At 61.5% G+C, this 23,868-nt stretch carries 23 protein-coding genes; 14 read left to right on the top strand and 9 right to left on the bottom strand.

Features of this window, described 5'->3' with window-relative positions; genetic code table 11:
* Window positions 1-30: 30 nt before the first annotated feature.
* The gene (locus BZG29_RS04850) at window positions 31-1,455 is read right to left on the bottom strand and encodes an alkaline phosphatase (RefSeq protein ID WP_077399495.1); all 1,425 of its coding nucleotides are present in this window, start codon (window positions 1,453-1,455) and stop codon (window positions 31-33) included.
* 29 nt (window positions 1,456-1,484) lie between these two features.
* Window positions 1,485-2,885 (bottom strand): alkaline phosphatase, encoded by a 1,401-nt coding sequence (locus tag BZG29_RS04855; RefSeq protein ID WP_253192886.1) that lies wholly within the window; start codon window positions 2,883-2,885, stop codon window positions 1,485-1,487.
* A gap of 319 nt (window positions 2,886-3,204) precedes the next feature.
* On the opposite strand from BZG29_RS04855, the gene BZG29_RS04860 reads away from it, so the two are divergent.
* The 4 genes from BZG29_RS04860 to BZG29_RS04875 all read left to right on the top strand — a co-directional run bounded on the left by BZG29_RS04860 (window position 3,205) and on the right by BZG29_RS04875 (window position 6,862).
* On the top strand, window positions 3,205-4,074 hold the full coding sequence (locus BZG29_RS04860; protein ID WP_077399502.1) for an MBL fold metallo-hydrolase: 870 nt from the start codon (window positions 3,205-3,207) through the stop codon (window positions 4,072-4,074).
* 20 nt (window positions 4,075-4,094) lie between these two features.
* Window positions 4,095-4,751, top strand: a complete 657-nt coding sequence (locus tag BZG29_RS04865; RefSeq protein ID WP_077399505.1) for a DsbA family protein — start codon at window positions 4,095-4,097, stop codon at window positions 4,749-4,751.
* A gap of 93 nt (window positions 4,752-4,844) precedes the next feature.
* Window positions 4,845-6,308, top strand: a complete 1,464-nt coding sequence (locus tag BZG29_RS04870) for a catalase (RefSeq protein ID WP_077399508.1) — start codon at window positions 4,845-4,847, stop codon at window positions 6,306-6,308.
* Window positions 6,309-6,484: 176 nt separating this feature from the next.
* On the top strand, window positions 6,485-6,862 hold the full coding sequence (locus tag BZG29_RS04875) for a hypothetical protein (RefSeq protein WP_150130804.1): 378 nt from the start codon (window positions 6,485-6,487) through the stop codon (window positions 6,860-6,862).
* A 51-nt stretch (window positions 6,863-6,913) separates the two neighbouring features.
* Here BZG29_RS04875 and BZG29_RS04880 read toward each other — a convergent pair whose 3' ends face one another.
* From BZG29_RS04880 to BZG29_RS04895, 4 genes are all read right to left on the bottom strand, one after another.
* Window positions 6,914-10,492: a M1 family aminopeptidase gene (locus BZG29_RS04880; protein ID WP_077408958.1), complete on the bottom strand. Its 3,579-nt coding sequence runs from the start codon at window positions 10,490-10,492 to the stop codon at window positions 6,914-6,916.
* A gap of 10 nt (window positions 10,493-10,502) precedes the next feature.
* Window positions 10,503-11,396 (bottom strand): ABC transporter ATP-binding protein, encoded by an 894-nt coding sequence (locus tag BZG29_RS04885; RefSeq protein WP_077399515.1) that lies wholly within the window; start codon window positions 11,394-11,396, stop codon window positions 10,503-10,505.
* Between the two features lie 202 nt (window positions 11,397-11,598).
* Entirely contained in the window at window positions 11,599-12,795 is a 1,197-nt protein-coding gene (locus BZG29_RS04890) for an ABC transporter permease (protein ID WP_077399518.1), read from the bottom strand.
* Between the two features lie 3 nt (window positions 12,796-12,798).
* Entirely contained in the window at window positions 12,799-13,578 is a 780-nt protein-coding gene (locus BZG29_RS04895; protein WP_077408959.1) for an ATP-binding cassette domain-containing protein, read from the bottom strand.
* A 148-nt stretch (window positions 13,579-13,726) separates the two neighbouring features.
* On the opposite strand from BZG29_RS04895, the gene BZG29_RS04900 reads away from it, so the two are divergent.
* Both BZG29_RS04900 and coq7 read left to right on the top strand, forming a co-directional pair.
* Window positions 13,727-14,158: a hypothetical protein gene (locus tag BZG29_RS04900; protein ID WP_077399521.1), complete on the top strand. Its 432-nt coding sequence runs from the start codon at window positions 13,727-13,729 to the stop codon at window positions 14,156-14,158.
* Window positions 14,159-14,243: 85 nt separating this feature from the next.
* Complete coding sequence (gene coq7, locus BZG29_RS04905) at window positions 14,244-14,888, top strand: 2-polyprenyl-3-methyl-6-methoxy-1,4-benzoquinone monooxygenase (protein WP_077399524.1); 645 nt, start codon at window positions 14,244-14,246, stop codon at window positions 14,886-14,888.
* 75 nt (window positions 14,889-14,963) lie between these two features.
* Here the strand turns inward: coq7 and BZG29_RS04910 are convergent, their stop codons facing one another.
* Window positions 14,964-15,386, bottom strand: a complete 423-nt coding sequence (locus BZG29_RS04910) for an OsmC family protein (RefSeq protein WP_077399527.1) — start codon at window positions 15,384-15,386, stop codon at window positions 14,964-14,966.
* Between the two features lie 225 nt (window positions 15,387-15,611).
* Here BZG29_RS04910 and rplM point away from each other — a divergent pair, with 225 nt between their 5' ends.
* The 5 genes from rplM to erpA all read left to right on the top strand — a co-directional run bounded on the left by rplM (window position 15,612) and on the right by erpA (window position 18,586).
* Entirely contained in the window at window positions 15,612-16,040 is a 429-nt protein-coding gene (gene rplM, locus BZG29_RS04915) for a 50S ribosomal protein L13 (protein WP_010393282.1), read from the top strand.
* A 9-nt stretch (window positions 16,041-16,049) separates the two neighbouring features.
* The gene (rpsI, locus tag BZG29_RS04920) at window positions 16,050-16,442 is read left to right on the top strand and encodes a 30S ribosomal protein S9 (RefSeq protein ID WP_010393285.1); all 393 of its coding nucleotides are present in this window, start codon (window positions 16,050-16,052) and stop codon (window positions 16,440-16,442) included.
* 169 nt (window positions 16,443-16,611) lie between these two features.
* Window positions 16,612-17,649 (top strand): N-acetyl-gamma-glutamyl-phosphate reductase, encoded by a 1,038-nt coding sequence (gene argC / locus BZG29_RS04925; RefSeq protein ID WP_077399530.1) that lies wholly within the window; start codon window positions 16,612-16,614, stop codon window positions 17,647-17,649.
* 90 nt (window positions 17,650-17,739) lie between these two features.
* The gene (locus BZG29_RS04930) at window positions 17,740-18,129 is read left to right on the top strand and encodes a polymer-forming cytoskeletal protein (RefSeq protein WP_077408960.1); all 390 of its coding nucleotides are present in this window, start codon (window positions 17,740-17,742) and stop codon (window positions 18,127-18,129) included.
* A gap of 94 nt (window positions 18,130-18,223) precedes the next feature.
* Entirely contained in the window at window positions 18,224-18,586 is a 363-nt protein-coding gene (erpA, locus tag BZG29_RS04935) for an iron-sulfur cluster insertion protein ErpA (protein WP_029496047.1), read from the top strand.
* 174 nt (window positions 18,587-18,760) lie between these two features.
* Here the strand turns inward: erpA and BZG29_RS04940 are convergent, their stop codons facing one another.
* On the bottom strand, window positions 18,761-19,852 hold the full coding sequence (locus BZG29_RS04940; RefSeq protein ID WP_077399533.1) for an anhydro-N-acetylmuramic acid kinase: 1,092 nt from the start codon (window positions 19,850-19,852) through the stop codon (window positions 18,761-18,763).
* Between the two features lie 124 nt (window positions 19,853-19,976).
* The gene (locus tag BZG29_RS04945; RefSeq protein ID WP_077399536.1) at window positions 19,977-21,344 is read right to left on the bottom strand and encodes a M23 family metallopeptidase; all 1,368 of its coding nucleotides are present in this window, start codon (window positions 21,342-21,344) and stop codon (window positions 19,977-19,979) included.
* 154 nt (window positions 21,345-21,498) lie between these two features.
* Between BZG29_RS04945 and tyrS the strand changes: the two genes are divergently transcribed.
* From tyrS to BZG29_RS04960, 3 genes are read left to right on the top strand one after another with little or no spacing between them, the layout of a single operon-like run.
* Complete coding sequence (gene tyrS / locus BZG29_RS04950; RefSeq protein WP_077399538.1) at window positions 21,499-22,764, top strand: tyrosine--tRNA ligase; 1,266 nt, start codon at window positions 21,499-21,501, stop codon at window positions 22,762-22,764.
* Window positions 22,761-23,210, top strand: coding sequence for a D-aminoacyl-tRNA deacylase (dtd, locus tag BZG29_RS04955; protein WP_077399541.1), 450 nt, complete (start codon window positions 22,761-22,763; stop codon window positions 23,208-23,210). Before tyrS ends, dtd begins: the two co-directional genes overlap by 4 nt.
* An 18-nt stretch (window positions 23,211-23,228) precedes the next feature.
* The gene (locus tag BZG29_RS04960; protein WP_077399544.1) at window positions 23,229-23,867 is read left to right on the top strand and encodes a YbhB/YbcL family Raf kinase inhibitor-like protein; all 639 of its coding nucleotides are present in this window, start codon (window positions 23,229-23,231) and stop codon (window positions 23,865-23,867) included.
* The last annotated feature ends 1 nt before the right edge of the window (window position 23,868 follow it).

Consider the following 23,868-nt stretch of genomic DNA (forward strand, 5'->3'; position numbering starts at 1 on the left):
GCCCCGGTGGGGTTACCGTGTTGATGTGGATCAGAAGCCGAAGGCCGCCTTCAGCAGGTCAAACACCTTGGTGTTGTCCAGGGTGCCCTTGAAGGCCTTCGCGCCGGCGCCCGTGGCGAGCAGCTTGACGTCGCCGCCGCCGTGGGTTTCGCTGGCCAGGCGCACGCCTGTTTCTTGCAGGTAGTTGTCTTTCAGGGCCGTGGCGCTGTCGACGTTGCTGCGCAGGGCAGGGCGGTTCGGGCCGTTGCCGAACACCAGGGTGGTGTAGGTATTGCCATCGGCATCCTTGCTCGGCTGGTTATCCTTGTAGCCGCGGTTGATGTCGAGGATATGGTTGCCGCGCTTGCCGTAGCCGTTGAAGGCCAGGGTATGGTCATGGTCGGCCGTGACGACGATCAGGGTGTTGGCCAGCGTCGGATCGGTTTCCTTGATCTTGGCGATGGCCGCCTTGATGGCGTCGTCGAAGGCGATGGTGTCCGTCAGCGCGCGCTTGGCGTTGATGCCATGCAAGGCGTGGTCGATGCGGCCGCCTTCGACCATCAGGAAGTAGCCGTTCGCGTTTTTCGACAGCAAGTCGATGGCTTTCAGCGTCATTTCCGACAGGCTAGGCTGGGTCGCGCCTTCGCCCAGCGGCGGCGTGGCGGTGCGGTCCAGTTCATATTCCAGGTGGCTGCGGGTGCTGTACAGGCCGATGAATTTCTTGCCGCTCTGCGCCGCCGCCATTTCCGCCTTGTTGGCGGCCACGGTGTAGCCCTTGGCGGCAAATTCCGTCAACAGGTTGCGGCCATCGGCGCGGCCATACTTGTTGCTGGCCGACCAAGGCGTAAAGTGGTTGCGGCCGCCACCCATCAGCACGTCGACGCCATCGCCCAGGGCCGCGTTGTAGCCCGTGCCGCCCGGCACCGTTTGTGCAGCGATCGCGTATTGCGCATTGCGGTTGCAGATGTGCGAGAAAGTCGTCGCCGGCGTGGCGTGCGTCAGTTCCGTGGTGGTGATGGCGCCCACGGCCTTGCCCTTGGCTTTCGCCAGTTCCAGGATGGTCGGCGCGCTCTTGCCGCCGGCCGGGCAGTTGTCCACGCCCAGGTTGCCGTTGGCGTCGCGGCTCGGTTCCTTGGCGATGGTGTCCTGCGCCATCGAGATGACTTCATTGTTCATCTTGACGCCGGTCATGTAGGCGGCCATCGATGGCGCGCTGTCCGTCGTTTGCGCATCGTTCGAGTACGTCTTGATGCGCGCCGTGCGTTCCAGCGTATCCATCGTCAGGCTGCCTTCTTCCTTGTACTGGTAGATGCGCGCCGCCGTCACGACGGACGGGCCCATGCCGTCGCCGAGGAAGAAGATGACGTTCTTGGCGTCGGCGGCGTAGGCGCTGGCGACGCTGGCGGCCACGAGCGTGGTCAGCAAGGAGAGTTTCAGGGCCGATTTCAGTGCGGCGGGTGTCGATGCAAGTTTCATATGCTTGTCCAATTCTTGTCTCTTGGGGATTACAGACCGCCGGCGGTCTTGACCAGGCCGAATACTTTGGTGTTGTCGATGGTGCCCAGGAAGGTTTCCGAACCCTTGCCGATGGCGCCCAGGAAGACGTCGGTGCCGCCGTGGGTTTCATTGCCGACCGCCGTGCGGATCACTGCTTCCTGGTGGTAATTGTTGGCGCTGGTGACGGTTTCATCGAGGCTGGCCATGGCGGTGCGGCTCGACTGGGTGCGGTTTTCGCCATTGCCGAAGCCGATGATCGAATACGGTGCGCCGTCCAGATCTTTCTCGACGGCACCGGTCACGTAGTTCTTCACCACGCCCAGCACGCCAGGGTTGCCGGCAGCCGTCTTGCCCGTGCGCTTGGCGTAGCCGTTCAGCACCAGCGTGTGGTCATGGTCGGCCGTGACGACGATCAGGGTATTGGCCAGGGTCGGATCGGTCAGCTTGGCTTTTTCGATGGCGGCCTTGATGGCGTTGTCGAACGCGACGGTGTCTTGCAGCGCTTTCTTGGCCGTCGTTTCGTGCAGCGCATGGTCGATGCGGCCGCCTTCGACCATCAGGAAATAACCCTTCTTGTTCTTCGCCAGCACGTCCATGGCCTTGGTGGTCATTTCCGCCAGGCTAGGTTCCTTCGCTGCGTCGCGGTCCAGGTCGTAGCTCATGTGGCTGGACGTGAACACGCCGAACAAACGGTCCGTCTTGGCCGCATCGACGGCCTTGAAGTCGGTGGCGTTGTTGGCGATCGTGTAGCTTTTGGCTTTCAATTCGGCGATCAGGTCGCGGCCGTCGGAACGCTTGCCGCCATCCTTGAATTGCTTGAAGAATTGCGCGCCGCCACCGAGGACCACTTCCAGGCCGGTGGTGCCCAGGGCGCTGTTGTAGCCCGTGCCGCCCGGCACCAGGGCCGCGGCGATATCGTTTTCCAGGTCGCGGTGGCAGATGTGCGAGTAGGTCGCGGCCGGCGTGGCGTGCGTCACGCGCGCCGTGCTGACGACGCCGGCGGCGAAGCCCTTGGCTTTGGCCAGTTCCAGCAGGGTGGTGGCGGGCGTGCCGTTGCCGGTGCCGCATTTGTTGACCAGCTTGTTGTTATTCGCATCCGTGCCCGGATCGATGGCGACCGTGTTGGCCGACATGGAAATGACTTCATTGTTCATCTTGACGCCGGTCATGTAGGCGGCCATCGATGGCGCGCTGTCCGTCACTTGCGCGTCGTTCGAGTACGTTTTCACGAAGGCCGTTTCCGGCAGGGTGTCCATGGTCAGCGCACCCTCTTCGCCCACGGAATAGATGCGCGCGGCCGTCATGGTGGTCAGGCCCATGCCATCGCCAAGGAAGAAGATGACGTTTTTCGGCGGCGCTTCAGCCACTGCCTCTTCTTTTTTTGCGTCGCTGCCGCAGGCGGCCAGCATCAGGGTGATGGCGACGCTGCAGCCAGCGACGGAAATTTTTCTGCGTGTCATGTGGTTCATCCGGCTAGGTTTGAAAGAGCTGGCAAGATAACAATCCAATGTGACACCCTCATGACGCTATGACACATTTGCGACGGCACTACGCCGCCGCAGTGGCGTGGCTTTTGCGCGCGTCGACGTTGGAAAAATACGCCGTAGCGTGTTCGTCATCGCTTGATTGCATCGATATAAGCAATAAACTATTGCGCTTTACCTGGTTTTTCTACCGCTTTGAGCAACGTAAGATGCAGTCATCCCAATCATCTTGTGAAGGCGCATCATGTTCTCCAAATCCATCAGCAGCGTTCTTGTCTCCACCCTGTTTGCCGCCGGCGCCGCCTCGGCCGCCGCCAGCGCACCTCTGACCCTGGAAGTCTTCAATCCGGGCGAAGCGGCCATCTTTCCCGTCGCTTCCGTGCTGGTCGCGGGCAAGCATGACGCCGTGCTGATCGATGCGCAATTCTCGCGCGCCGAAGCGCAAAAACTGGTGGAAAAGATCCGCGCCAGCGGCAAGAAGCTGACGACCGTGTACATCAGCCACAGCGATCCCGATTTCTACTTTGGCCTCGACGTGATCAAGGCAGCGTTCCCGCAGGCGAAAATCGTTGCCACGCCGGAAACCGTGGCCGAGATCCGCCGCAAGGCTGACGCCAAGGTCGCCTACTGGGGCCCGATTTTGAAGGACAATGCGCCGCACGGCATCGTCATTCCCGATGCGCTGAAGGGCAAGCGCATCAGCCTGGAAGGCCAGTCGCTGGACATCGCCGGCCCGACGCCAGCGCGCACCTATGTGTGGATTCCATCGATCAAGGCCGTCGTCGGTGGCGTGGTGCTGTTTGGCAACTTGCACGTGTGGACGGCCGATACGCAAAGCCTGCAATCGCGCCAGGACTGGCTCAAGACCCTGGACGGCATCGCGGCCCTGAAACCCGTCACCGTCGTGCCCGGCCACTTCAAGGTCGGTTCGCCCCTGACGCCGGACAGCATCGGTTTTACGCGCGACTACCTGGTGACGTTTGAGGCGGAAACGGCCAAGGCCGCCAATTCGGCCGCCCTGATCGAGGCGATGAAACAGCATTATCCGAAGCTGGGCCTGGATGGCGCGCTGGAGACCAGCGCGAAGGTCGCCAAGGGCGAAATGAAATGGTAAGCGGCAACAAGGAGTCAAGCATGCCCACACTGCACTACATTTTCGATCCCCTGTGCGGCTGGTGCTACGGCGCCGCGCCGCTGGTCGAGGCGGCACGCGCCGTGCCGGGCCTGACGCTGGCCTTCCACGGCGGCGGCATGATGACGGGCAGCAATCGCCGCCAGATCACGCCCGCCTGGCGCGGCTATGTGCTGCCGCATGACCGGCGCATCGAGCAATTGTCTGGCCAGTCGTTTGGCGATGCCTATGTCAACGGCTTGCTGAACGACACCACGGCCATGATGGATTCCGAGCCGCCGATCACGGCCATCCTGGCGGCGGAAATGCTGGCCGGCAAGGGCCTGGACATGCTGCAGCGCGTGCAGCGCGCCCATTACGTGGACGGCTTGCGCATCGCTGACCTGCCCGTGCTGGCGGCGCTGGCGCAAGAACTGGGCATGGACGGCGCCGCATTCGGGGGGGAATATGCGCGGCAGGCGGGCGCCGCCACGCAGCGGCACATCGAGGCCAGCCGAGCCTTGCTGGCGCAGGTGGGCGGCCAGGGCTTTCCCACCTTCGTGCTCGACGATGGCAGCGGCAAGCTGTCCGTGATCGATATCGGCGGCTTCCTGGGCCAGCCGGCGAAACTGCAGGCACAACTGGGTGGCGTGTGCGACGCCCACGGTTGTGCATTGTAAATAGCTATCGAATCGATAAAATCAATTAACTTTTCCTTTGTTGTTGACCTCGTTACACTGGTTTCATTAGTCAACAACGAAGGAAAAGCAGCCATGAGTCAACAGCCGCCATTCAGTACCGCCTCGGGCATCCCCGTCGCCGACAACCAGAATTCCATCAGCGCCGGCCCCCGCGGCCCGCTGCTGCTGCAAGACTTCCACCTGATCGAAAAACTCCAGCATTTCAACCGCGAGCGCATCCCCGAGCGCGTGGTGCACGCGAAAGGCTCGGGCGCCTACGGCACCTTCACCGTCACGCACGACATCTCGCGCTACACCAAGGCCAAGCTGTTCAGTGAAGTGGGCAAGCAGACGGCCACCTTCGCGCGCTTTTCCACCGTCGGCGGCGAACGCGGCAGTGCCGACACGGAACGCGACCCGCGCGGCTTCGCCGTGCGCTTCTATACGGAAGAGGGCAACTGGGATCTCGTTGGCAACAACACGCCGATGTTCTTCATCAAGGACCCGATCAAGTTCCCCGATTTTGTCCACACGCAAAAGCGCGATCCGCAAAGCAATCTGAAATCGGCCGAAATGATGTTCGACTTCTGGAGCCATGCGCCGGAAAGCTTGCATCAGGTCACCATGCTGTTCTCGGACCGCGGCACGCCGGACGGTTACCGCCACATGGATGGCTTCGGCAGCCACACGTATAGCCTGATCGATGCGGACGGCCAGCGCGTGTACGTAAAATGGCACTTCAAGACGCGCCAGGGCATCAAGAACCTGCCTGCGGCGGAAGCGGGCCGCCTGGCCGGAGCCGATCCCGACTACGCCCAGCGCGACCTGTTCGGCGCCATCGAGCGCGGCGATTTCCCCCAGTGGGAAGTCAAGCTGCAGGTGGCGACGCAGGAGCAACTCGATGCATGGGAGCAACGCACGGGCTGGAACCCGTTCGATTTGACGAAAGTGTGGCCGCATGCGGACTTCCCGCTGCTGCCCGTGGGTATTTTCGAGCTGAACCGTAACCCGGACAATTATCACGCGGAAGTCGAGCAAGCCGCCTTTTCGCCGGCCAACGCCGTGCCCGGCATGGGATATTCACCGGACAAGATGCTGCAAGGCCGGCTGTTCGCCTACCACGATGCCCAGCTGTACCGGGTCGGCACGAACCACCAGCATCTGCCCGTGAATGCGGCCCGCTGCCCCTTCCACAACCAGCAGCGCGATGGCGGCATGGCGATCCACAATGGCGGCGCGGCGCGCAACTACGCGAACGTGGCGGCGGCAGGCACGCAGCCGCAAGGGCTGGGCCACGGCGAGCCGGCGTTGGACCTGGCCGGCGGCGCGGCGCGCTACGATGGCCGCGGCGTGGAAGATGATTACACGCAAGCCGGCAATCTGTTCCGCCTGATGTCGGTACAGGCGAAGCAAAACCTGTTCGACAACCTTGCCGGACCGTTGAGCCAGGTGCGGCCGGAAACCCTGCAGCGTCAGCTGGGCCACTTCGACCGGGCCGATGCCGCGTATGGCGCCGGCGTGCGGGCCGCTTTGCAGGCGCGTGGCGTGGTGCTGTAACTGTGTGTTGCAGGCGGAACAATCTTGTTCCGCCTGTTGTTGATACAGCACAAATTAGAGGGTGATACCAAATATTGCCGTATGGACATATTTGCCGCCCATGCGTAGACTTGTCGGTCTGATGATCGCGCGGCCTTCCTGGCAGCGTCCTGACTAGAAAGTCTTGCAATATGAATATGGCGAAGTTGTCGGTGCATGGGGACGACCCCACGCTCAAATCCATCCTCGAAGTCTTGCCCACGGATCCCGAACGGCAATGGCGCAAGGGCGAGGCGAAGGGCGCGGGCCGCGTGCATCTCGATTCCGGCTTCGAGGTGCTGATCGCGCAGGCATCCAAATCGCAAGTGTTGCCCTCGCGCATACGCAGCTATCTGGCCGAATGCCGCTCGCGCGGCGTCAGCTTCACCATGCCGCGTATCGTTGCTGAACTGCAATTGGAGCTGAATGGCGACGACACGGTCGACTCTCCGATGGATCTGACTCTGCCCGACATGCAGCACCTGACGGAAATGGGCATCAGCCTGAGCCTGGTGACGCGTTGCGCCGAGGCTTGAGGAGCGCCTGACAATAAAAAATGGCCACCTTTCCAGGGTGGCCATTTTTCGTCATGGTTCGTCGAGTTCGACGGTGATCATATTGTCGTCGGGCTTGCGGTCGATCAGCTTGTTGTCGGGATCGATGCCCGCCTTGCCGGGACGGCTGCCGACGATGACGGTATAGCTCGCTTCGCGCGCCGTCATGCGCAGGCGTTCGCGCAGCAGCGGATGGCCGTTCGCGTCGTCGACGCCGATCTCGATCCAGTCGTGCAGGGGCGCGTCGTGCTCCTCGCCCTGTTCGCCGGCCGTCAATTTGCTCGCCTGCACTTTCACGGTGACGGCGTACTTGCCGTCGCTGCGTTTGGTGGCCGTGGCCGACAGGGCGCGGTTGTCGAACAGCACGATTTTCTCGAACAGATCGTCGATCAGGTAAGCCTGCTCGGGCGGCGTGACCTGGCGCAAGCCGGCTATCAGCGCCGTCACGCTCGCATACGGCGGGCCTTTCTGGCCGTAGGTCTTGAGCAGCTCGCGCAGCACGCCGTTGACCTTGTCTTCGCCGATGATGTCTTGCAGCAAGTACATGGCCAGACTGCCCTTGTTGTAATGGATGTAGGCCTGGTTTTCATTCTCGGCCAGCGGCAATTCCTTCTTGCGCTCTTCGCTGCGCCCCATCAGGTATTGATTCAGGTCATAGCGCAGGAAGCGGCGCATCTTGGCCGGCCCCACGGTTTTCTTCATCACCATCAGGGCCGAATATTCGGCCAGGGTTTCGCTGAGTACGGTAGCGCCCCGTGTATTGCCGCCCACCAATTGATGCGCCCACCACTGGTGCGCCACTTCATGCGCCGTTACATAGAACGGATAATCGATATCCTTGGGATTCTTGTCATCGACCCTGGCGATGAAGCCCAGCCCTTCCGAGTACGGTATCGTGTTCGGGAACGATTGCGCAAACGTGGCGTAGCGGGGGAATTCGACGATGCGCAGGACCTTGTGCTGGTAGGGGCCGAAATTCTTCGTGTAGTACTCGAGCGCTTCCTTGCTGCCGCGCACGAAGCGATCGAGGTTGTATTCATGGCCCGGGTGGTAATACACGTCGATGGCCACGTCTTGCCAGCGCTCGTGCCTGACGGCGTAGCGGGCCGACTGGAATGCGTAAAAATTCAGGATCGGCTGTTCCATCGTGTAATGGAAGTAATGGCGGCCTTTGGCGATCCAGTCGTTGTCCAGCATGCCCGGCGCGATGGCCGTCTGGCCGTCGACGGTACTGACGGTGGCATCAAAACGGATGCGGTCGGCGTCGTTGCTGATGTAATTGTCGGCCAGCCCCCGTGCATCGTCGCGCGGCAAGGCCCGTTCGCGCGCCGGCAAGCCGTGTTTCTTGCGGTCGCGCGGGTCCGTCAATTCCTGCTGCGGCTGGTAGCCGATGTGGGGCAGCACGGCATTCGTGAAGAAGGTGCCGTTGGCTACCACGGGCGTGTCCTGGCCCAGGCCGAAGATGCCGCGCGGCGCAAAGCGGACGTCGAAATCGAGGCCCAGGGTGGCGCCCGGCGCCAGCGGCGCGGCCAGGCGGTAGCTGTAAAAGCCCAGCTTGCCGTCATCGAGGCCGGGATGCACGCGCGCGTCAAAACGCAGGCGCATGGTGGAGCTCGGGTCTTGCTGCACAAAAATGTGGCTGATCGGCAAGGTGGTCTTGTTTTGCAGCACATAGCGGCCCGTGACGGCCAGGGTGCGCTGCGCCGGGTAGATGGCCACGTCGAGTTTCACGTCGGTGATGCGCGGCTGTGGTGTGGCGGCAAACTTGCGGTACTGGCGCTCGACTGTGGCGCGGTCCGCATCGCGGGCGAATTCGGACTTGTAATCGTTGGCCACGTGGAAGACGTAGAACAGGACCGCGCCGGCGCCGACGAAGATCAGGGCGCCGCCGGCAAAGCTGGCCAGCACGCCCTGCGTCAGGCCGTGGCGCGCTAGGCGCAGGCGGATGCGCCAGCTGTCCTGCGCGCCGCGGGGCCAGAACAGCAGCGACAGCACCGTCAGCATGACGGCCGCGCCGCTCCAGTACAGCAAGTACCAGCGCTCGCGCAACAGATAGTGGCCGGCGCCGTTCATGGCCGAATACACGAAGTCCGGCGTGTTGCCGTACAGCAGCAGCGGATCGCCCAGGCCCAGCGAGGAAAAGCTGATGCTGGCCATGTGGTACAGGATCATGGCGAAATACGCCAAATACTTGTGATTGATCAATACCTGCAAAAAGATGGCCAGCACGGCGATCAGCGCGTAGGACGGCAGGTGCGACAGGAACAGCGATTCCAGGTACAGGCCGGGGTCGAGGCGGTAATAACCCTTGAAAACCTGGATCGACATGCCGCACAGCATGATTACGAGGCTCAGCAAGGCCTGCAGGCCGATCAGCGCAAACAGTTTCGACAGCAGGGGCAGCCAGTTCGGCACGGGCAGGGCGTCGAGCATCAAGTGCGTGCCCGCCTCGCGTTCGCGCCACACCAGTTCGCCTGCATAGAAGGTGGTAATGATCAGCATGAACAGGGCGAACGAGGCGCTGACCATGTCCAGCACCCTTTCGGTCACGGGATACGTATTCGTGCCATACAGGGAGCCCATGTCGAGCGCGCCGCCATACATGGTCAGCACGCCGGCCAGCACGATGACGACAAAATAGATGTTCTTGATGGTTTCGCGCAAGTTCAGCCAGCTCATCTTGAGGAGCAGGGCGGCCAGGTTGCGCTGCGCGAAGTCAGGTGTTTCCTGCGTCGACAGCGAAGCGTTCGACAGGCGCAGCGGGACGTCGCCCTCGCTGCGGCGCTTGCCGGCGCCCGCGTCCGTCGTGGCGTGGAACTGGAAGCGCCAGTAGCCGAGCAGCAATGCCACGAGGGCGAAGCCGGACCAGATGGCGCGGTTCAGCAAATACACGCCTTCCAGGGTCACCAGGCGCGTGTTGCGCTCCGCGTTCGGCCAGTATTCCGTCAGGCGTATCAGCGCCGTGGTGCCGAAGGGATCGATCAGGGCAGCCAGGGTCTTGTAGTCGAGGTCGCGCGCCAATGACGGGGCCACCAGGTAGCCGATCAGCATTACCACCGAGCTGATGTAGACGGGCAGCATGCGCCGCGTCAGGGCCGCGATGACGAAGAAGATGGCGCCGAAGATGAACAGGTTCGGCAGCAGGGTAAATACATACGGCATCAGGTAGGCCAGCGCCCGTTGCGGCCCCAGCCGTTCCGGGTCGATGCCGGGCAGCCAGGCGCCCAGCCAGGCACCGATGACGATGCTGGAAAACACGACGGCCAGCACCAGGTAGGCGCCGAGGAAGCGGCCGAACACGTACTGGTATTTCCGGATCGGCGCGCTGAAGAAGAAATGCTGCATGCCGTATTCGAAATCCTGCTGCACTGAGCGGCCCATCATGGCGGCCACCACGACGGCGCCGAAGCAGCCCAGCAGGCTGCACGTAAACGCCAGCGAGCGGGGCGCGTTGATCAGGAACTTGCCGCCGAAACTGATGCTCGCTTCCTTGAAGACGCCGCCGGCGGCGGCCATCCACAGCATGGCCAGCGCCAAAAACATGGCGAAATACACCCAGGTGGACAGCAGCTTGAGCCGCTGTCGCGCTTCAAAGCGGGCGATGGCAAACATGGCGCGCCCCTCAGTCGCACTGCGGGGCGACGCGGTGGCGCCCGGCAATGGTGGCGAAATACAGGTCTTCCAGGTCGCCGATGGCTTCCTCGAAGCCGTCGCCCGGGTCGTCGTCGCTGTAGACGTGGATCAAGGTACGGCCCGACAGCAAGCGCGTGGAAATGACGGCGTGGCGCTGCTGGAAGCTGGCCAGTTCCTTCTTCTCGACGAAGCGCGCCCAGATCTTGCAGCTGACTTCGTCGATCAGTTCCTGGGTCTTGCCGCACAGCAGCAAATGGCCCTTGTTGATGATGGCCATGTTGGCGCACAGGTCGGCCACGTCGGACACGATGTGGGTCGACAGGATCACCGTCTTGTCTTCGCCGATGTCGGACAGCAGGTTGTGGAAGCGGACTCTTTCCTGCGGATCGAGGCCGGCCGTCGGTTCGTCGACGATGATCAGTTTCGGGTCGCCCAGCAGGGCTTGCGCGATGCCGAAGCGCTGGCGCATGCCGCCGGAAAAGCTGCCCAGGCGCTGGTGGCGCACGTCGAACAAATTGGTTTGCTGCAACAGGCCATCGACGACCTCGCGCCGGCGCGCCCGCTGCGACAAGCCTTTCAAGGTGGCGAAGTGGTCGAGCAGCTCGTAGGCCGTCACTTTCGGGTACAGGCCGAAGTCTTGCGGCAGGTAGCCGAGCATGCGGCGGATCTCGTCCTTGTCGTCGAGCACGTCGTAGTCGCCGAAGAAAACGGAGCCGGAATCGCATTCCTGCAGGGTGGCCAGGGTGCGCATCAGGGTCGACTTGCCGGCGCCATTCGGGCCCAGCAAGCCGAACATCCCGGGCGGTATCGTCAGCGACACGTTATCCAGCGCCACCACGCCATTCGCGTAGGTCTTCGACAATTTGCGAATCTGCAATTCCATACAACTCCTAACTCATGCGTTGCAGCCCGATGGTGCAGGGCTTCTGTATGCTGGCATTGTATTGAATTTAAGACGTACTGGGCAGTTGCATGCGATACACGGCATTTTCGCGTGACCAGAGTGCAATTGGGCGGGGTGGACGGCGCGCCCGTATGGGGCTTCCGTGGGGGCTGTTTCGCCCCGCTGGCGCGCCGCGTGACTATTAATTACGGAATAGCACCGATTCACGGTTAAACCACCAGCGGCACAGCATCAGCAGGGCGCCCGCGATCACCGTGGTCGAGGCCAGGATCACGCCGAACATGCGGTAATCCATGGTGCCCTTGACCAATTCCTTCATGGCCAGCGACACGTTGGTCAGCGGCACCATGGCCCACATCCAGTTCAGCTCGACGCCGGGCAGCATGGCCGCCACCGTGGGCAGGATGACGAACAGCATCAAAGGCGTGATCATGCCGGCCGCTTCCTTGTAGCTTTTCGCGTAGATCGAGATCGACAGCAGCAGCGAGGCGAAGATGGCGGCCGTCGGCACCAGCATCAGGGTCACCATGGCCAGGTCGGGCAAGCCGATGCTGCGCACCATGACGGCCATATTGCCTTCCAGCGAACTGCCGAAGATGGCCAGCAGGGCGCCCATGCTGCCCACCATCAGCACGGCCGAGGTCATGCCGACGGTAAACAGCACGAGGAACTTGGCCAGCACGATGGCGCTGCGCGGCACGGGCGCCAGCAGCAGGGTTTCCAGCGTGCCACGCTCCTTTTCGCCGGCGCCCAGGTCGATGGCCGGATACATGGCCGCCGTCAGGCACACCATCAGCAGCAGATAGGGCAGCATGCCGCCGACGATGGCTCCCATCTGCTCGCGTTCGTTGGCCGTCGACTGTTTGTCGAGCACGATGGGGTGCAGGGCAAAGGCCAGCTGGGCCGGGCTCAGGTTCAGGGCCGATAGCGCGCTTTCGCGCAGGCTGGCGTTGTACGCCTCGACGATTTCGCGCACCCGCTGCTGGGTCACGTCGACCGTGCTGGCGCTGTTGTAGTGCAGCACTACCTTCGTTTGCTGCTGTTGTTGCAGCGATGCTTCAAAATGCGGCGGAATGACGACGGCAAACTTGATGGTGTCGTCGCCGATGGCGCGGCGGATGTCGCCCTCGCTGGCCAGCGGCACTTCGCGCAGGTTGTGCTGCTGGGCAAAACGCCCGCTCAAGCCCGGCGAATGGTCCTTGCCGAACAGGGCGTAGCGCATTTCCGCCGTTTTCGCGTTCTTGAACATATTGCTTGAAACATAAGCGAAGCCGCCAAAGATCAGCGGCATGGCAAAGATGGGGATGAGGATGGTGAAGATCAGCGTCTTGCGGTCGCGCGTGAGTTCCAGCAACTCTTTCACATAAATGGTCCACATGGCTCAGGCTCCCTGGTTGACGACGCTGACAAAGGCGTCGTACAGATCGGCACTGCCGCCCAGGTGGCGCAGTTCGCTGACCGTGCCATTGAAGGCGGTGGTGCCGCGGTTGATGATGCAGACGCGGTCGCACAGCTTTTCCACCTCGTGCAGGTGGTGCGTGGAAAAGATCAGCGGCACGCGCAGCGCCTTGTAGCTGGCGATGAAGTCGAGCAGGATCTTGGCCGACATCACGTCCAGGCCCGTCGTCGGCTCGTCGAGGATCACCACCTGCGGCTCGTGCACGACGGTGCGGGCGATCGCGCACTTCTGTTTCATGCCCGTCGACAATTGATCGGCCCGCTTGCCGCCGTATTCTTCCATTTGCAGCAGGGAAAACAGTTCGTCGCAGCGGCGTTTCAGCTTGTCGGCCGGCATGCCATGCAGGCGGCCGAAATATTCCACGTTCTCGCGCGCCGTCAGGCGGCCATACAAGCCTGTCGAGCCGGACAGGAAACCGATGCTTTGGCGCGCCACCAGCGGTTGCTGCAGCACGTCGACACCGTTGACAAGGGCGCTGCCCGCGTCCGCCTGCAAGGCCGTCGACAGCAGGCGCAGGGTGGTGGTCTTGCCGGCGCCATTCGGGCCCAGCAAGCCCAGCACTTCGCCGGGGGCGCAGCTGAAACTCACGTCGCGCACGGCGTGAAACCAGCCCTCGTGTTCGCGCGGATCGCTGACATGCACGGCCTTGCCCTTGTGGGGCGGCATGCGGAAACGTTTTGCCAGGTGCTTGACCTCAATCATGTGCTTCATCCATTTAACGGTGAAGAACGAGAGTAGCATGCAAAAAATGTAACTTGCAAGGTGGAAATATCGTTTGGTCTATTGAAAAAAACAGCATCTTCATGCAAGCTGGCCCGGTGGGCGCCGGCGGACGGCGCGGGAGAGCGCAATGCAAACGATCGATCAGGCGATGCAGGACAAGGTACTGGCCGTGGCGCGCGCCGGCATGACCAGTGCCGAAGCCATCGGTTTCTTCCGCGTCAGCCTGGGGTTGTACTACCTGGCGGGCCTGATGACGGAGGAAACCCTCGATTTCAAGCAGATCGATGCGAAGTACAACCGTTTTATCTACCACTCGATAGGCGGCGGGCACAGCATCGCCAGCGTGCTGCAATTCATGAGCGGCGAGAAAGTCTTGCGCGTGCTGCAAGCGGAGCGTTTTCGCGCCGCGTTTGCCGAACATTGCCCGGACATCCCCGTCGACAGCATTTCTTTCCTGATTTCACTGAACCTGGGGGTGGCGAAAAGCCTGTCCGGCCTGGACGCCGTCGGCCCCGTGGTGGACTGGATCGAGCGGGAAAAAGCGCGCACAAGTCAATAAAGCCCCGTTCACCCTGCGCGCGGCGTGGGGACGGCTGGCCCTGATCGTCCTATAATCCATGTTTTCCCTTACATGAATAGCCACGATGACCGCGAACCGCCACTTTGACCCCCTGGATCGTTTGATTGTCGGCGCCGACAAGGCCTTGCGCGTCATGGCGGGCGTGGCCTCGGCCTCGCGCCCCACGCCGGCCGCGCATGCGCCCGATGCGGAACTGAGCCCGGCCGAACAGCGCCACAGCGCCGGCTTGATGCGCGTCAACCATGTGGGCGAAGTGTGCGCGCAAGCCCTGTACAACTCGCAGGCGCGCTATGCGCACAGCCCGGCCATCCGCGCCCAGTTCGACGAAGCGGGGCGCGAAGAGGAAGACCATCTGGCCTGGACGGCGCAGCGCCTGACGGAGCTGGGCTCGCGTCTGAGCCTGCTCAATCCCCTGTGGTATGCCGGTTCGTTTGCGCTGGGCACCATCGCCGCGCGCATGGGCGACGGCCGCAGCCTGGGTTTCGTGGTGGAAACGGAACGCCAGGTGGAAGCGCACCTGGCCAGCCACTTGCAGGAATTGCCGCCGCAGGACGCCAAGTCGCGCGCCATTGTGAAACAGATGGCGATCGACGAAGTGGAACATGGCGCCGCAGCTCAGCGACTGGGCGCCATCGATACCCCGGCGCCAGTCAAGGCGCTGATGGGCTTGATGGGGAAAGTGATGACGAAAACCGCTTACTATATTTAGACGCAGAAAAGAGCCGGGGTCAGACCCGACGGGTCTGACCCCAGTTTTCTGCTGCATCCAGGCAAATTGTGCCGATTATTCTTCAATAATCTCGAACGAGTGCGTAATTTCCGCGGTCTTCGCCAGCATGATCGACGCCGAGCAATATTTGTCATGCGACAAGGCCACGGCCCGTTCGACTGCGGTGGGTTTCAGGGCCTTGCCGCGCACGGTGAAGTGGAAGTGGATCTTGGTAAATACTTTCGGATCGGTGTCGGCGCGCTCGGCCTTCAGGGTCACTTCGCAGCCACTGACGGCTTCGCGCCCGCGTTTCAGGATCAGCACCACGTCATAGGCGGTGCAGCCGCCCGTGCCCAGCAAGACCATTTCCATGGGGCGCGGCGCCAGGTTGTGGCCGCCGCCGTCGGGCGCGCCATCCATGGTCACCAGGTGGCCGGAACCCGTTTCTGCCCGAAAACTCATGCCCGACGGGCCATTCCAGCTGACTTTGCATTCCATCGTACTCTCCGAAAATTGTAAGCGTTTTGTATTGTAATAGAGGAATGCCCATTCATGTACCGCCCGCCGGGCCGCAGCCGGCCTGCATTGCGGCTTGACGCGGCAAGGCAAAGCCGCTTATACTTGTCGGCTTTCCGTTCGCTCAGGAAAAGTAAATAAGGCAGAGTCCGCATAGCAGCATCGGCGGAACCACCATTTGAGCGTGTAATCTATTAGGAAGTCAACATGAAAACATTTTCCGCTAAAGGACATGAAGTCCAGCGCGATTGGTTCGTGGTTGACGCGACGGACAAAGTCCTCGGACGTGTTGCCAGCGAAGTGGCACTCCGACTGCGCGGCAAACACAAACCAGAATTTACTCCTCACGTCGATACCGGCGACTTCATCGTCGTCATCAACGCAGGCAAACTGCGTGTGACCGGTACCAAAGCTACTGAGAAAATTTACTACCGTCACTCTGGCTATCCAGGCGGCATCTACGAAACCAACTTCCAGAAAATGCAACAGCGTTTTCCAGGTCGCGCGCTTGAGAAAGCGGTCAAAGGCATGCTGCCTAAAGGCCCACTCGGTTACGCAATGATCAAGAAGCTGAAAGTGTACGCGGAAGGTTCCCATCCGCACGCTGCTCAGCAACCTAAAGCACTTGTTCTCTAAGGAACTGACATGATCGGTAATTACAATTATGGAACCGGCCGTCGCAAAAGTGCAGTGGCTCGGGTTTTTATCAAAGTTGGCACAGGCTTGATCGTTGTTAACGGCAAACCAGCAAACGAATACTTTTCGCGCGAAACGGGTCTGATGGTCATCCGTCAACCTCTGGAACTGACCGGCAATGTCGAGCGTTTCGACATCAAAGTCAACGTCCATGGCGGCGGTGAGTCGGGCCAGGCTGGTGCAGTTCGTCACGGCATCACCCGCGCTCTGATCGACTACGATGCAGCGTTGAAACCGGAACTGGCGAAAGCCGGCTTCGTGACCCGCGATGCACGTGAAGTCGAGCGTAAAAAAGTTGGTCTGCGCAAAGCACGTCGCGCAAAGCAATTCTCGAAGCGTTAATTTCTACGCTACAGCACCTTCCGGGGTGCTGGTCGAAAAGCCGCTGGACTTCGGTCCCGCGGCTTTTTGCATTTCAGCGGGATACGCCGTTGCGCTGTAAAATACGCGGAAAACCCGCAGGGGGAGCGTTTCCCTTCATCTTTATGCAATCTATACACAAGGAAAGAACATGATCAAAGTTGGCATCGTCGGCGGCACTGGATACACGGGCGTGGAGTTGCTGCGCTTGCTCGCTACCCATCCAGATGTCGAGTTGACGGCGATTACTTCGCGCAAGGAAGATGGCTTGCCCGTTGCTGACATGTATCCTTCCCTGCGTGGCCACGTGAAACTGGCGTTTTCCTCGCCCGATAAAGCCAATCTGGAGCAATGCGACGTGGTCTTCTTTGCCACTCCGCACGGTGTTGCGATGGCGCAAGCCCCAGCCCTGCTGGCTGCCGGCGTGAAAGTCATCGACCTGGCCGCCGACTTCCGCCTGAAAGACCAGGCCAAGTTCGAGCAGTGGTACAAGATTCCCCACACGGCACCCGAGCTGATCGAGCAGGCCGTGTACGGCTTGCCGGAACTGAACCGCGAAGACATCAAGCAAGCAAAGCTGATCGCCAACCCCGGTTGCTACCCGACCACCATGCAGCTGGGCTTTTACCCGCTGCTGAAGGCGGGCCTGGTCAATGTGGGCGGCTTGATCGCCGACTGCAAGTCGGGCGTGTCCGGCGCCGGCCGCAAGGCGGAAATCGGCATCCTGTTCTCGGAGGCAAGCGACAGCTTCAAGGCCTACGGCGTGGCCGGCCACCGCCACTTGCCGGAAACGACGGCGCAACTGCAGCGTTTCACGGATGAGAAAGTGGCGCTGACCTTCACGCCGCACCTGGTGCCGATGATCCGCGGCATGCATTCGACCCTGTATGCGCAGTTGAACAAGGATGTCAGCAATGAAGAATTGCAACACTTGTTCGAAGAGCAATACAAGGATGAGCCTTTCGTCGACGTGATGCCGTTCGGCTCGCACCCGGAAACCCGCTCCACGCGCGGCTCGAACATGCTGCGCCTGGCCTTGCACCGTCCCGAAGGCGGCAATACCGTCGTCGTGCTGGTGGTGCAGGACAACCTGGTCAAGGGTGCAGCGGGCCAGGCCGTGCAATGCATGAACTTGATGTTTGGCCTGAAAGAAACGGCCGGTTTGCAACACATCGCCGTGATGCCTTAAATATAGGCACAGGCGTTTGCGCAGGTCCGGCGCCTTTTTGCCGGACCTGTGATAAATTGGACTGCCACGTACCCCGACAGGATGACGTTCATGTTCGAGCGCAACGCGAAAAACCCCATCGATACCCTGATCGGCGCTTCCACGCGGATCGAGGGCGACTTGCTGTTTTGCGGCGGTTTGCGCATCGACGGCCATGTGCGCGGCAACGTCACGGGCGAGCCGGGCGACCCCACCTATGTGGTGCTGGGCGAGGCAGGGCGCATCGATGGTGAGGTGCGCTGCTCGAGCCTGGTCGTCAGCGGCGAGATCAACGGCCCCGTGTATGTGTCCGAAATGCTTGAAATCCAGCCAAAAGCCCGCATTGTAGGAGAGGTCTATTACAAGGTGCTGGAAATGCACAGCGGCGCGCAAGTCCAGGGCAAGCTCAGCCGCCACGACAGCGCCGACCCCGTGCTGCACCTGGCCGTGTCGGAAATGTGAGCAGGAACAACACCCGCCAGCCGCGCCAGCGGCGGCCGCAGCGTGACTTGCGCCAACAGTCTATAATGAGGCTATGTTTTCTGAGGAGTCTGAAATGAATGCAGTCGCTGAAATGCAAGATGTGATCCCTTCGCCTATCATCTTTACCGATAGCGCCGCCGAAAAAGTCGCGCAGCTGATCGAGGAAGAAGGCAATCCCGACCTGAAATTGCGCGTGTTCGTGCAGGGTGGCGGCTGTTCCGGCTTCCAGTATGGCTTCACCTTCGACGAAATCGTCAACGAAGATGACACCACCATGGTCAAGAACGGCGTCCAGCTGTTGATCGATTCCATGAGCTACCAGTACCTGGTCGGCGCGGAAATCGACTACAAGGATGACCTGGAAGGCGCGCAGTTCGTGATTAAAAACCCTACCGCGACGTCGACGTGCGGTTGCGGTTCGTCTTTCTCGGTATAAGCACACCCGAGAAAACGCCCATGGCGGCGTTGCATTGCCTCGCCGTACTATTCGTACTGTCTTCGGCAATGCGCCTTGCCCTGAACGTTTTTCAGGCGCGCCGGTTTACAGGCGCAGCGTAAAAATAGCGGATCATCGATCCGCTATTTGTGTTTCTGGAGCAATTGTCCCATATCAACGTGGATACAGCGCGCCCAGTACCCGCAAGCCCCGCGCGCCTGTCACGGCCGGCAAGTTGCCAGGCTTGCGCTGCGTAAAGCGCCAGGCCAGCCACGCAAAGGCCAGCGCCTCGACCTGGCTGGGCGCCACGCCCAATGCTTGCGTGGACTCCACCGCCATGCCCGGCAATTGCCGGGCCAGCGCCGCCATCAGGCTGGCGTTCTGCGCCCCGCCGCCGCATACATACACGGTTTCCGCCTGCGCCCCGTCGCGCGCGATGGCGCGCGCCAGGCTGGCGGCCGTCAGCTGGGTCAACGTCGCCTGCACGTCGGCGGGCAGGGCGGTGGGGTAATTGGCCAGCTTGGCGCTCAGCCAGTCGGCATGGAACAGGTCGCGGCCCGTGCTTTTCGGCGCAGGCAAGTCAAAATAGGGATCGTCGAGCAAATCCGCCAGCAGGGCAGGGATGACCTGGCCCGTGGCGGCCCAGGCGCCGTTGGCGTCGTAGGGCTGGCCCAGGTGCCGCAAGACCCAGCCATCCATCAGCGCATTGCCGGGACCCGTGTCGTAGCCCGTCACCGTGCCATCCGCATGCAGCACGCTGATGTTGCTGATGCCGCCGATATTGGCCAGCACGCGCGTGTGGCCGGGCAGATTGAAAATGGCCTGGTGAAAGGCCGGCACCAGCGGCGCGCCCTGGCCGCCGGCCGCCACGTCGCGGCTGCGCAAGTCCGCGATGACGTCGATGCCCGTCAGTTCCGCCAGCAGGGCCGGGTTGTTCAGCTGGCGCGTAAATCCCAGCTCGGGGCGGTGGCGGATGGTCTGGCCATGCGCGCCGATGGCGGCGACGGCGTCTGCGACGATGCCCGCGTTGCCTAAAAGCATGGCGACGCAATCGGCGTAATGGCGCACGAGTTGATTGGCCGCCAGCGCTTCGCGTTCGATTTCATTCTGGCCCGCACTTTGCAAGGCCATCAGGTCGTCGCGCAGGCTGGCGGGGAAGGGAATGTAGGCGTCGCCCAAGCTGCGCGTGCCTTCGTCGGAAAAGTCGACCAGCGCGCCGTCGACGCCGTCCAGGCTGGTGCCCGACATCAAACCGATATACAGCATGGGGTGTTTCCTCGCGTGCGTAAGTGATGGATGCATTGTGCCGTATTTTCCTGCACACATAAAACAAAGGCACCGGCCATTTACATGGGCGGTGCCTTTATATGTTGCCCGAAGGCAGTGTTGCTTAGCGCGACGCCAGTGCCGTGTCGTTCGGACGCAGCAGGGTGAAGCGGTGCATCATGTCAGCCGACACCATGCGGAAGCGGCTCAGTTCGGCGGCCGTCAATGGCGCCTGGGCTTGCACATTCAGCTTGCTTGGGTCTTGCGCTACGCCGCCGACGCGGAATTCATAGTGCAAATGGGCGCCCGTGGACCAGCCGGTGGTGCCGACGTAGCCGATTACATCGCCCTGGCTCACTTTTTGACCTTTTTTCAGGCCCGAAGCGAAGCGGCTCATGTGCGCATAGGCGGTCGTGTAGTTGGCCCAGTGTTTCAGGACAACAACATTACCGTAGCCGTTCTGGCTGCCGACGGAATCGACCACGCCGTCGCCGGAAGCGCGGATAGGCGTGCCCGTTGCCGCGGCGAAATCGATGCCCTTGTGCGCTTTCCAGTTGCCGGAAATCGGGTGCACGCGCATGGAGAAGCCGGACGAGATGCGGGAAAATTCGAGGGGGGATTTCAGGAAGGCTTTTTTGAGGGACTTGCCGTCGAAGCTGTAGTAACCGCCGCCTTGCTTGCTGGCTGGGTCTTCGAACCAAACGGACTGGTAAGTCGTGCCGCGGTTGGTGAATTCACCGGCCAGGATGCGGCCCGCTCGGACAAATTCGCCATCTTGCCAGAATGTTTCGTAGACAACATTGAACGAGTCGCCGCGTTTCAGGTCGGAGCGGAAGTCGATATTGGTCGAGAACATTTCCACGATTTGCGCGGAAATCGAGTCTGGCAGGCGGGTGCCGTCCAGGCTGGAGTCGGTGGCGGCGAACAGGGTGGAGGTAATCTTGCGCGCGTGCATTTCAACGCGGCGTTCCAGCTGGGCTGCCACTTCCGTGGCCACGAACTTGTCGCCCTTGCGGGTGATCAGGATGTTCTTGACCGATTTGTCCGTGCCGTCGACGAGGGTGGCGCGCATCCAGTTGAGGTCGCCGTTTTCGGACGTTTGCGCTTGCACGCGCTTGCCCGATTTCAGCAACATCACGCCGCGCGCGATCTTGTCGGTTTTGATGAAATTGGCGGCCACCGGATCATCCACGCCGAGACGGGTCAGCAGGGTGGCGAGGGTATCGCCGGCGCGGACTTTTTCTTCGTGGGTGAAATTCTGGTCTACCTGTTCCATCGCGGAAATCTGCGAGGCGAGATCAGGCATTTCCAGGTTCTGGGCGATGGACGTGACCGGCAAGTCGGATGCGTCGGGCGCCATGGGCGACACAGCGACCGCGCCGAAGGCGGCCACGGCGAGCAGCACTGCGGACACGCTGATAATGCGTGCCTTGCGTGTCGTCGCCAGCTGTGTGTACAAGCGTGAGCCTGTGATTTTATGTATAGGGTTCATGCAATCAGTTAAAATTTGCCCTTGAACGATTCGTGAACTAGTGCTCTTTGTTATTGTTATTTTGGTTCGTTTTCATACGGCAAGATTGATGGGATCGAGCATTATAGCAAACTCCGCAAACCTACTACCATTTTGAGATCTACAGTCAAATTTTATGGAAATCAACACCACCGCATCGCCTACAAAGGCTAACGCCGCTCAGACCGCGCTTGTGCTGTCGGACAGAGTACAAGAAGCCCTCGCGATTACCAAGCGTGGCGTCGACGAACTCTTGATCGAAAGCGAATTTGCGCAAAAATTAGCGCGTTCCGAGAAAACCGGTGTTCCGCTGCGCATCAAACTGGGCCTGGACCCGACTGCACCCGACTTGCATCTGGGCCACACTGTTGTGCTGAACAAGATGCGCCAGCTGCAAAACCTCGGCCATCAAGTCATTTTCCTCATCGGCGATTTTACTTCCATGATCGGCGACCCTTCGGGCCGCAACGTCACGCGCCCGCCGCTGACCAAGGAACAGATCGAGATTAACGCGATGACGTATTTCGCGCAAGCATCTTTAGTGTTGGACGCCAGCAAGACCGAAATCCGCTATAACTCCGAGTGGTGCGATCCGCTGGGCGCGCGCGGCATCATCCAGCTCGCTTCCCACTACACGGTGGCGCGCATGATCGAGCGCGACGACTTCACCAAGCGCTTCCAGGGCGGCATTCCTATTTCCGTACACGAATTCCTGTACCCGCTGATGCAAGGCTACGACTCGGTGGCCCTGAAATCGGACCTGGAACTGGGCGGCACGGACCAGAAATTCAACCTGCTGGTGGGCCGCGAACTGCAAAAGCAGTACGGACAGGAGCAGCAGTGTATTTTGACCATGCCTCTGCTGGAAGGTTTGGACGGCGTGGAAAAAATGTCCAAGTCGAAGAATAACTACATCGGCATCACGGAACCGGGCAACACCATGTTCGCCAAGCTGATGAGCATTTCCGACGTCATGATGTGGCGCTACTACGAGCTGCTGTCGTGGCGCTCGATCGCCGAACTGGCGCAGCTGAAGCGCGAAGTCGAGGAAGGCCGCAATCCGCGCGATGCCAAGGTTGCGCTGGCGCAAGAGATCGTCGCGCGCTTCCACTCGCAGCAGGCGGCGGAAGATGCGCTGGCCGATTTCGTCAACCGCTCGAAGGGCGGCATCCCCGACGATATCCCGGAAGTGACCTTGGCCGGCGCACCGCTGGGCATTCCGCAACTGCTGAAACAGGCGGGCCTGTGCCCGTCGACGTCGGAAGCCATGCGCAAGATCGACCAGGGCGGCGTGCGCATCGACGGCACCGTCATCAGCGACAAGGGCTTGCAAGTGGAAGCCGGTCAGTTCGTGTTGCAAGTTGGCAAGCGCAGCTTTGCGCGCGTCACCTTGACGGCATGATCGCGCTGCTGCAGCGCGTTACGCAGGCAAAGGTCGACGTTGCCGGCGCCACCATCGGCGCCATCGATGCCGGCCTGATGGTGCTCGTGTGCGCGGAGCGGGGCGATACGGAGAAGGAAGCGGACGCCCTGCTGACCAAGCTGCTCGGCTACCGCGTGTTTGCCGACGACGCGGGCAAGATGAACCGCAGCGTGACGGACGTGGCCGGCGGCTTGCTGCTGGTGCCGCAGTTCACCCTGGCGGCCGACACCAAGTCCGGCACGCGCCCGTCGTTTACGCCGGCCGCCGCGCCACAGGACGGCTTGCGCCTGTTCACGCATTTCGTGGACCAGGCGCGCAGCCGCCATGCGACCGTGCAAACGGGGCAGTTTGGTGCCGACATGCAGGTGTCGCTCACCAATGACGGCCCGGTGACCTTCTGGCTGCAAGTGAACGCAAAACAATAACTAAAACAGGAGCAAGCGATGAAATTGTGGAGCGAGACGTTTCGTGATGGCGGCCTGATGCCGGCCGATTATGCCTTTGCCGAGATCGATCCGGCCAGCCGCGTGCGCCTCGCTGGCAACCGCAATCCCCATCTGGCCTGGGACGAGGTGCCGAACGGCACCGAGTCGCTGGCCCTGTTCTGCATCGACCCCGATGCGCCGCAAGACGCCAGCCTGGTCAATGTTGAAGGCCAGGCCCTGCCGCTGACGGCGTTGCGCGGCGACTTTTATCACTGGAGCTTGCTCGACTTGCCGCCTGCCATGCGGGTGATTGCCGCCGGAGAATTTTCCAGCGGCATTACGCCGCGCGGCAAGGCTGCCGCTACTGGCAATGGGCTGCGCCAGGGTCTCAACGACTACACGGGCTGGTTTGCCGCCGACCCGGACATGGCCGGCGACTATTACGGCTACGATGGCCCATGCCCGCCGTGGAACGACGAGCGCATCCACCACTACATTTTCCGCCTGTATGCGCTAGACGTGCCGCAGCTGGCCGTGCCCGAACGGTTTACGGGGCAGCAAGCCTACGCCGCCATCTATGGCCACATCCTTGACGAAGCCCAGCTCGTCGTCGCCTATTCGCTTAACCCCGAGTTGGCACTTACCCTGAAGAAATAAC

It is taken from the genome of Janthinobacterium sp. LM6 (assembly GCF_002002885.1).
GTDB classification, from domain to species: Bacteria; Pseudomonadota; Gammaproteobacteria; order Burkholderiales; family Burkholderiaceae_D; genus Janthinobacterium; species Janthinobacterium kumbetense.

Coding starts and splice junctions, on each gene's coding strand:
- BZG29_RS04850 (WP_077399495.1), bottom strand. CDS start 1,455: ATGAAACTTGCATCGACACCCGCCGCACTGAAATCGGCCCTGAAACTC.
- BZG29_RS04855 (WP_253192886.1), bottom strand. CDS start 2,885: ATGCTGGCCGCCTGCGGCAGCGACGCAAAAAAAGAAGAGGCAGTGGCT.
- BZG29_RS04860 (WP_077399502.1), top strand. CDS start 3,205: ATGTTCTCCAAATCCATCAGCAGCGTTCTTGTCTCCACCCTGTTTGCC.
- BZG29_RS04865 (WP_077399505.1), top strand. CDS start 4,095: ATGCCCACACTGCACTACATTTTCGATCCCCTGTGCGGCTGGTGCTAC.
- BZG29_RS04870 (WP_077399508.1), top strand. CDS start 4,845: ATGAGTCAACAGCCGCCATTCAGTACCGCCTCGGGCATCCCCGTCGCC.
- BZG29_RS04875 (WP_150130804.1), top strand. CDS start 6,485: ATGGCGAAGTTGTCGGTGCATGGGGACGACCCCACGCTCAAATCCATC.
- BZG29_RS04880 (WP_077408958.1), bottom strand. CDS start 10,492: ATGTTTGCCATCGCCCGCTTTGAAGCGCGACAGCGGCTCAAGCTGCTG.
- BZG29_RS04885 (WP_077399515.1), bottom strand. CDS start 11,396: ATGGAATTGCAGATTCGCAAATTGTCGAAGACCTACGCGAATGGCGTG.
- BZG29_RS04890 (WP_077399518.1), bottom strand. CDS start 12,795: ATGTGGACCATTTATGTGAAAGAGTTGCTGGAACTCACGCGCGACCGC.
- BZG29_RS04895 (WP_077408959.1), bottom strand. CDS start 13,578: ATGATTGAGGTCAAGCACCTGGCAAAACGTTTCCGCATGCCGCCCCAC.
- BZG29_RS04900 (WP_077399521.1), top strand. CDS start 13,727: ATGCAAACGATCGATCAGGCGATGCAGGACAAGGTACTGGCCGTGGCG.
- coq7 (WP_077399524.1), top strand. CDS start 14,244: ATGACCGCGAACCGCCACTTTGACCCCCTGGATCGTTTGATTGTCGGC.
- BZG29_RS04910 (WP_077399527.1), bottom strand. CDS start 15,386: ATGGAATGCAAAGTCAGCTGGAATGGCCCGTCGGGCATGAGTTTTCGG.
- rplM (WP_010393282.1), top strand. CDS start 15,612: ATGAAAACATTTTCCGCTAAAGGACATGAAGTCCAGCGCGATTGGTTC.
- rpsI (WP_010393285.1), top strand. CDS start 16,050: ATGATCGGTAATTACAATTATGGAACCGGCCGTCGCAAAAGTGCAGTG.
- argC (WP_077399530.1), top strand. CDS start 16,612: ATGATCAAAGTTGGCATCGTCGGCGGCACTGGATACACGGGCGTGGAG.
- BZG29_RS04930 (WP_077408960.1), top strand. CDS start 17,740: ATGTTCGAGCGCAACGCGAAAAACCCCATCGATACCCTGATCGGCGCT.
- erpA (WP_029496047.1), top strand. CDS start 18,224: ATGAATGCAGTCGCTGAAATGCAAGATGTGATCCCTTCGCCTATCATC.
- BZG29_RS04940 (WP_077399533.1), bottom strand. CDS start 19,852: ATGCTGTATATCGGTTTGATGTCGGGCACCAGCCTGGACGGCGTCGAC.
- BZG29_RS04945 (WP_077399536.1), bottom strand. CDS start 21,344: ATGAACCCTATACATAAAATCACAGGCTCACGCTTGTACACACAGCTG.
- tyrS (WP_077399538.1), top strand. CDS start 21,499: ATGGAAATCAACACCACCGCATCGCCTACAAAGGCTAACGCCGCTCAG.
- dtd (WP_077399541.1), top strand. CDS start 22,761: ATGATCGCGCTGCTGCAGCGCGTTACGCAGGCAAAGGTCGACGTTGCC.
- BZG29_RS04960 (WP_077399544.1), top strand. CDS start 23,229: ATGAAATTGTGGAGCGAGACGTTTCGTGATGGCGGCCTGATGCCGGCC.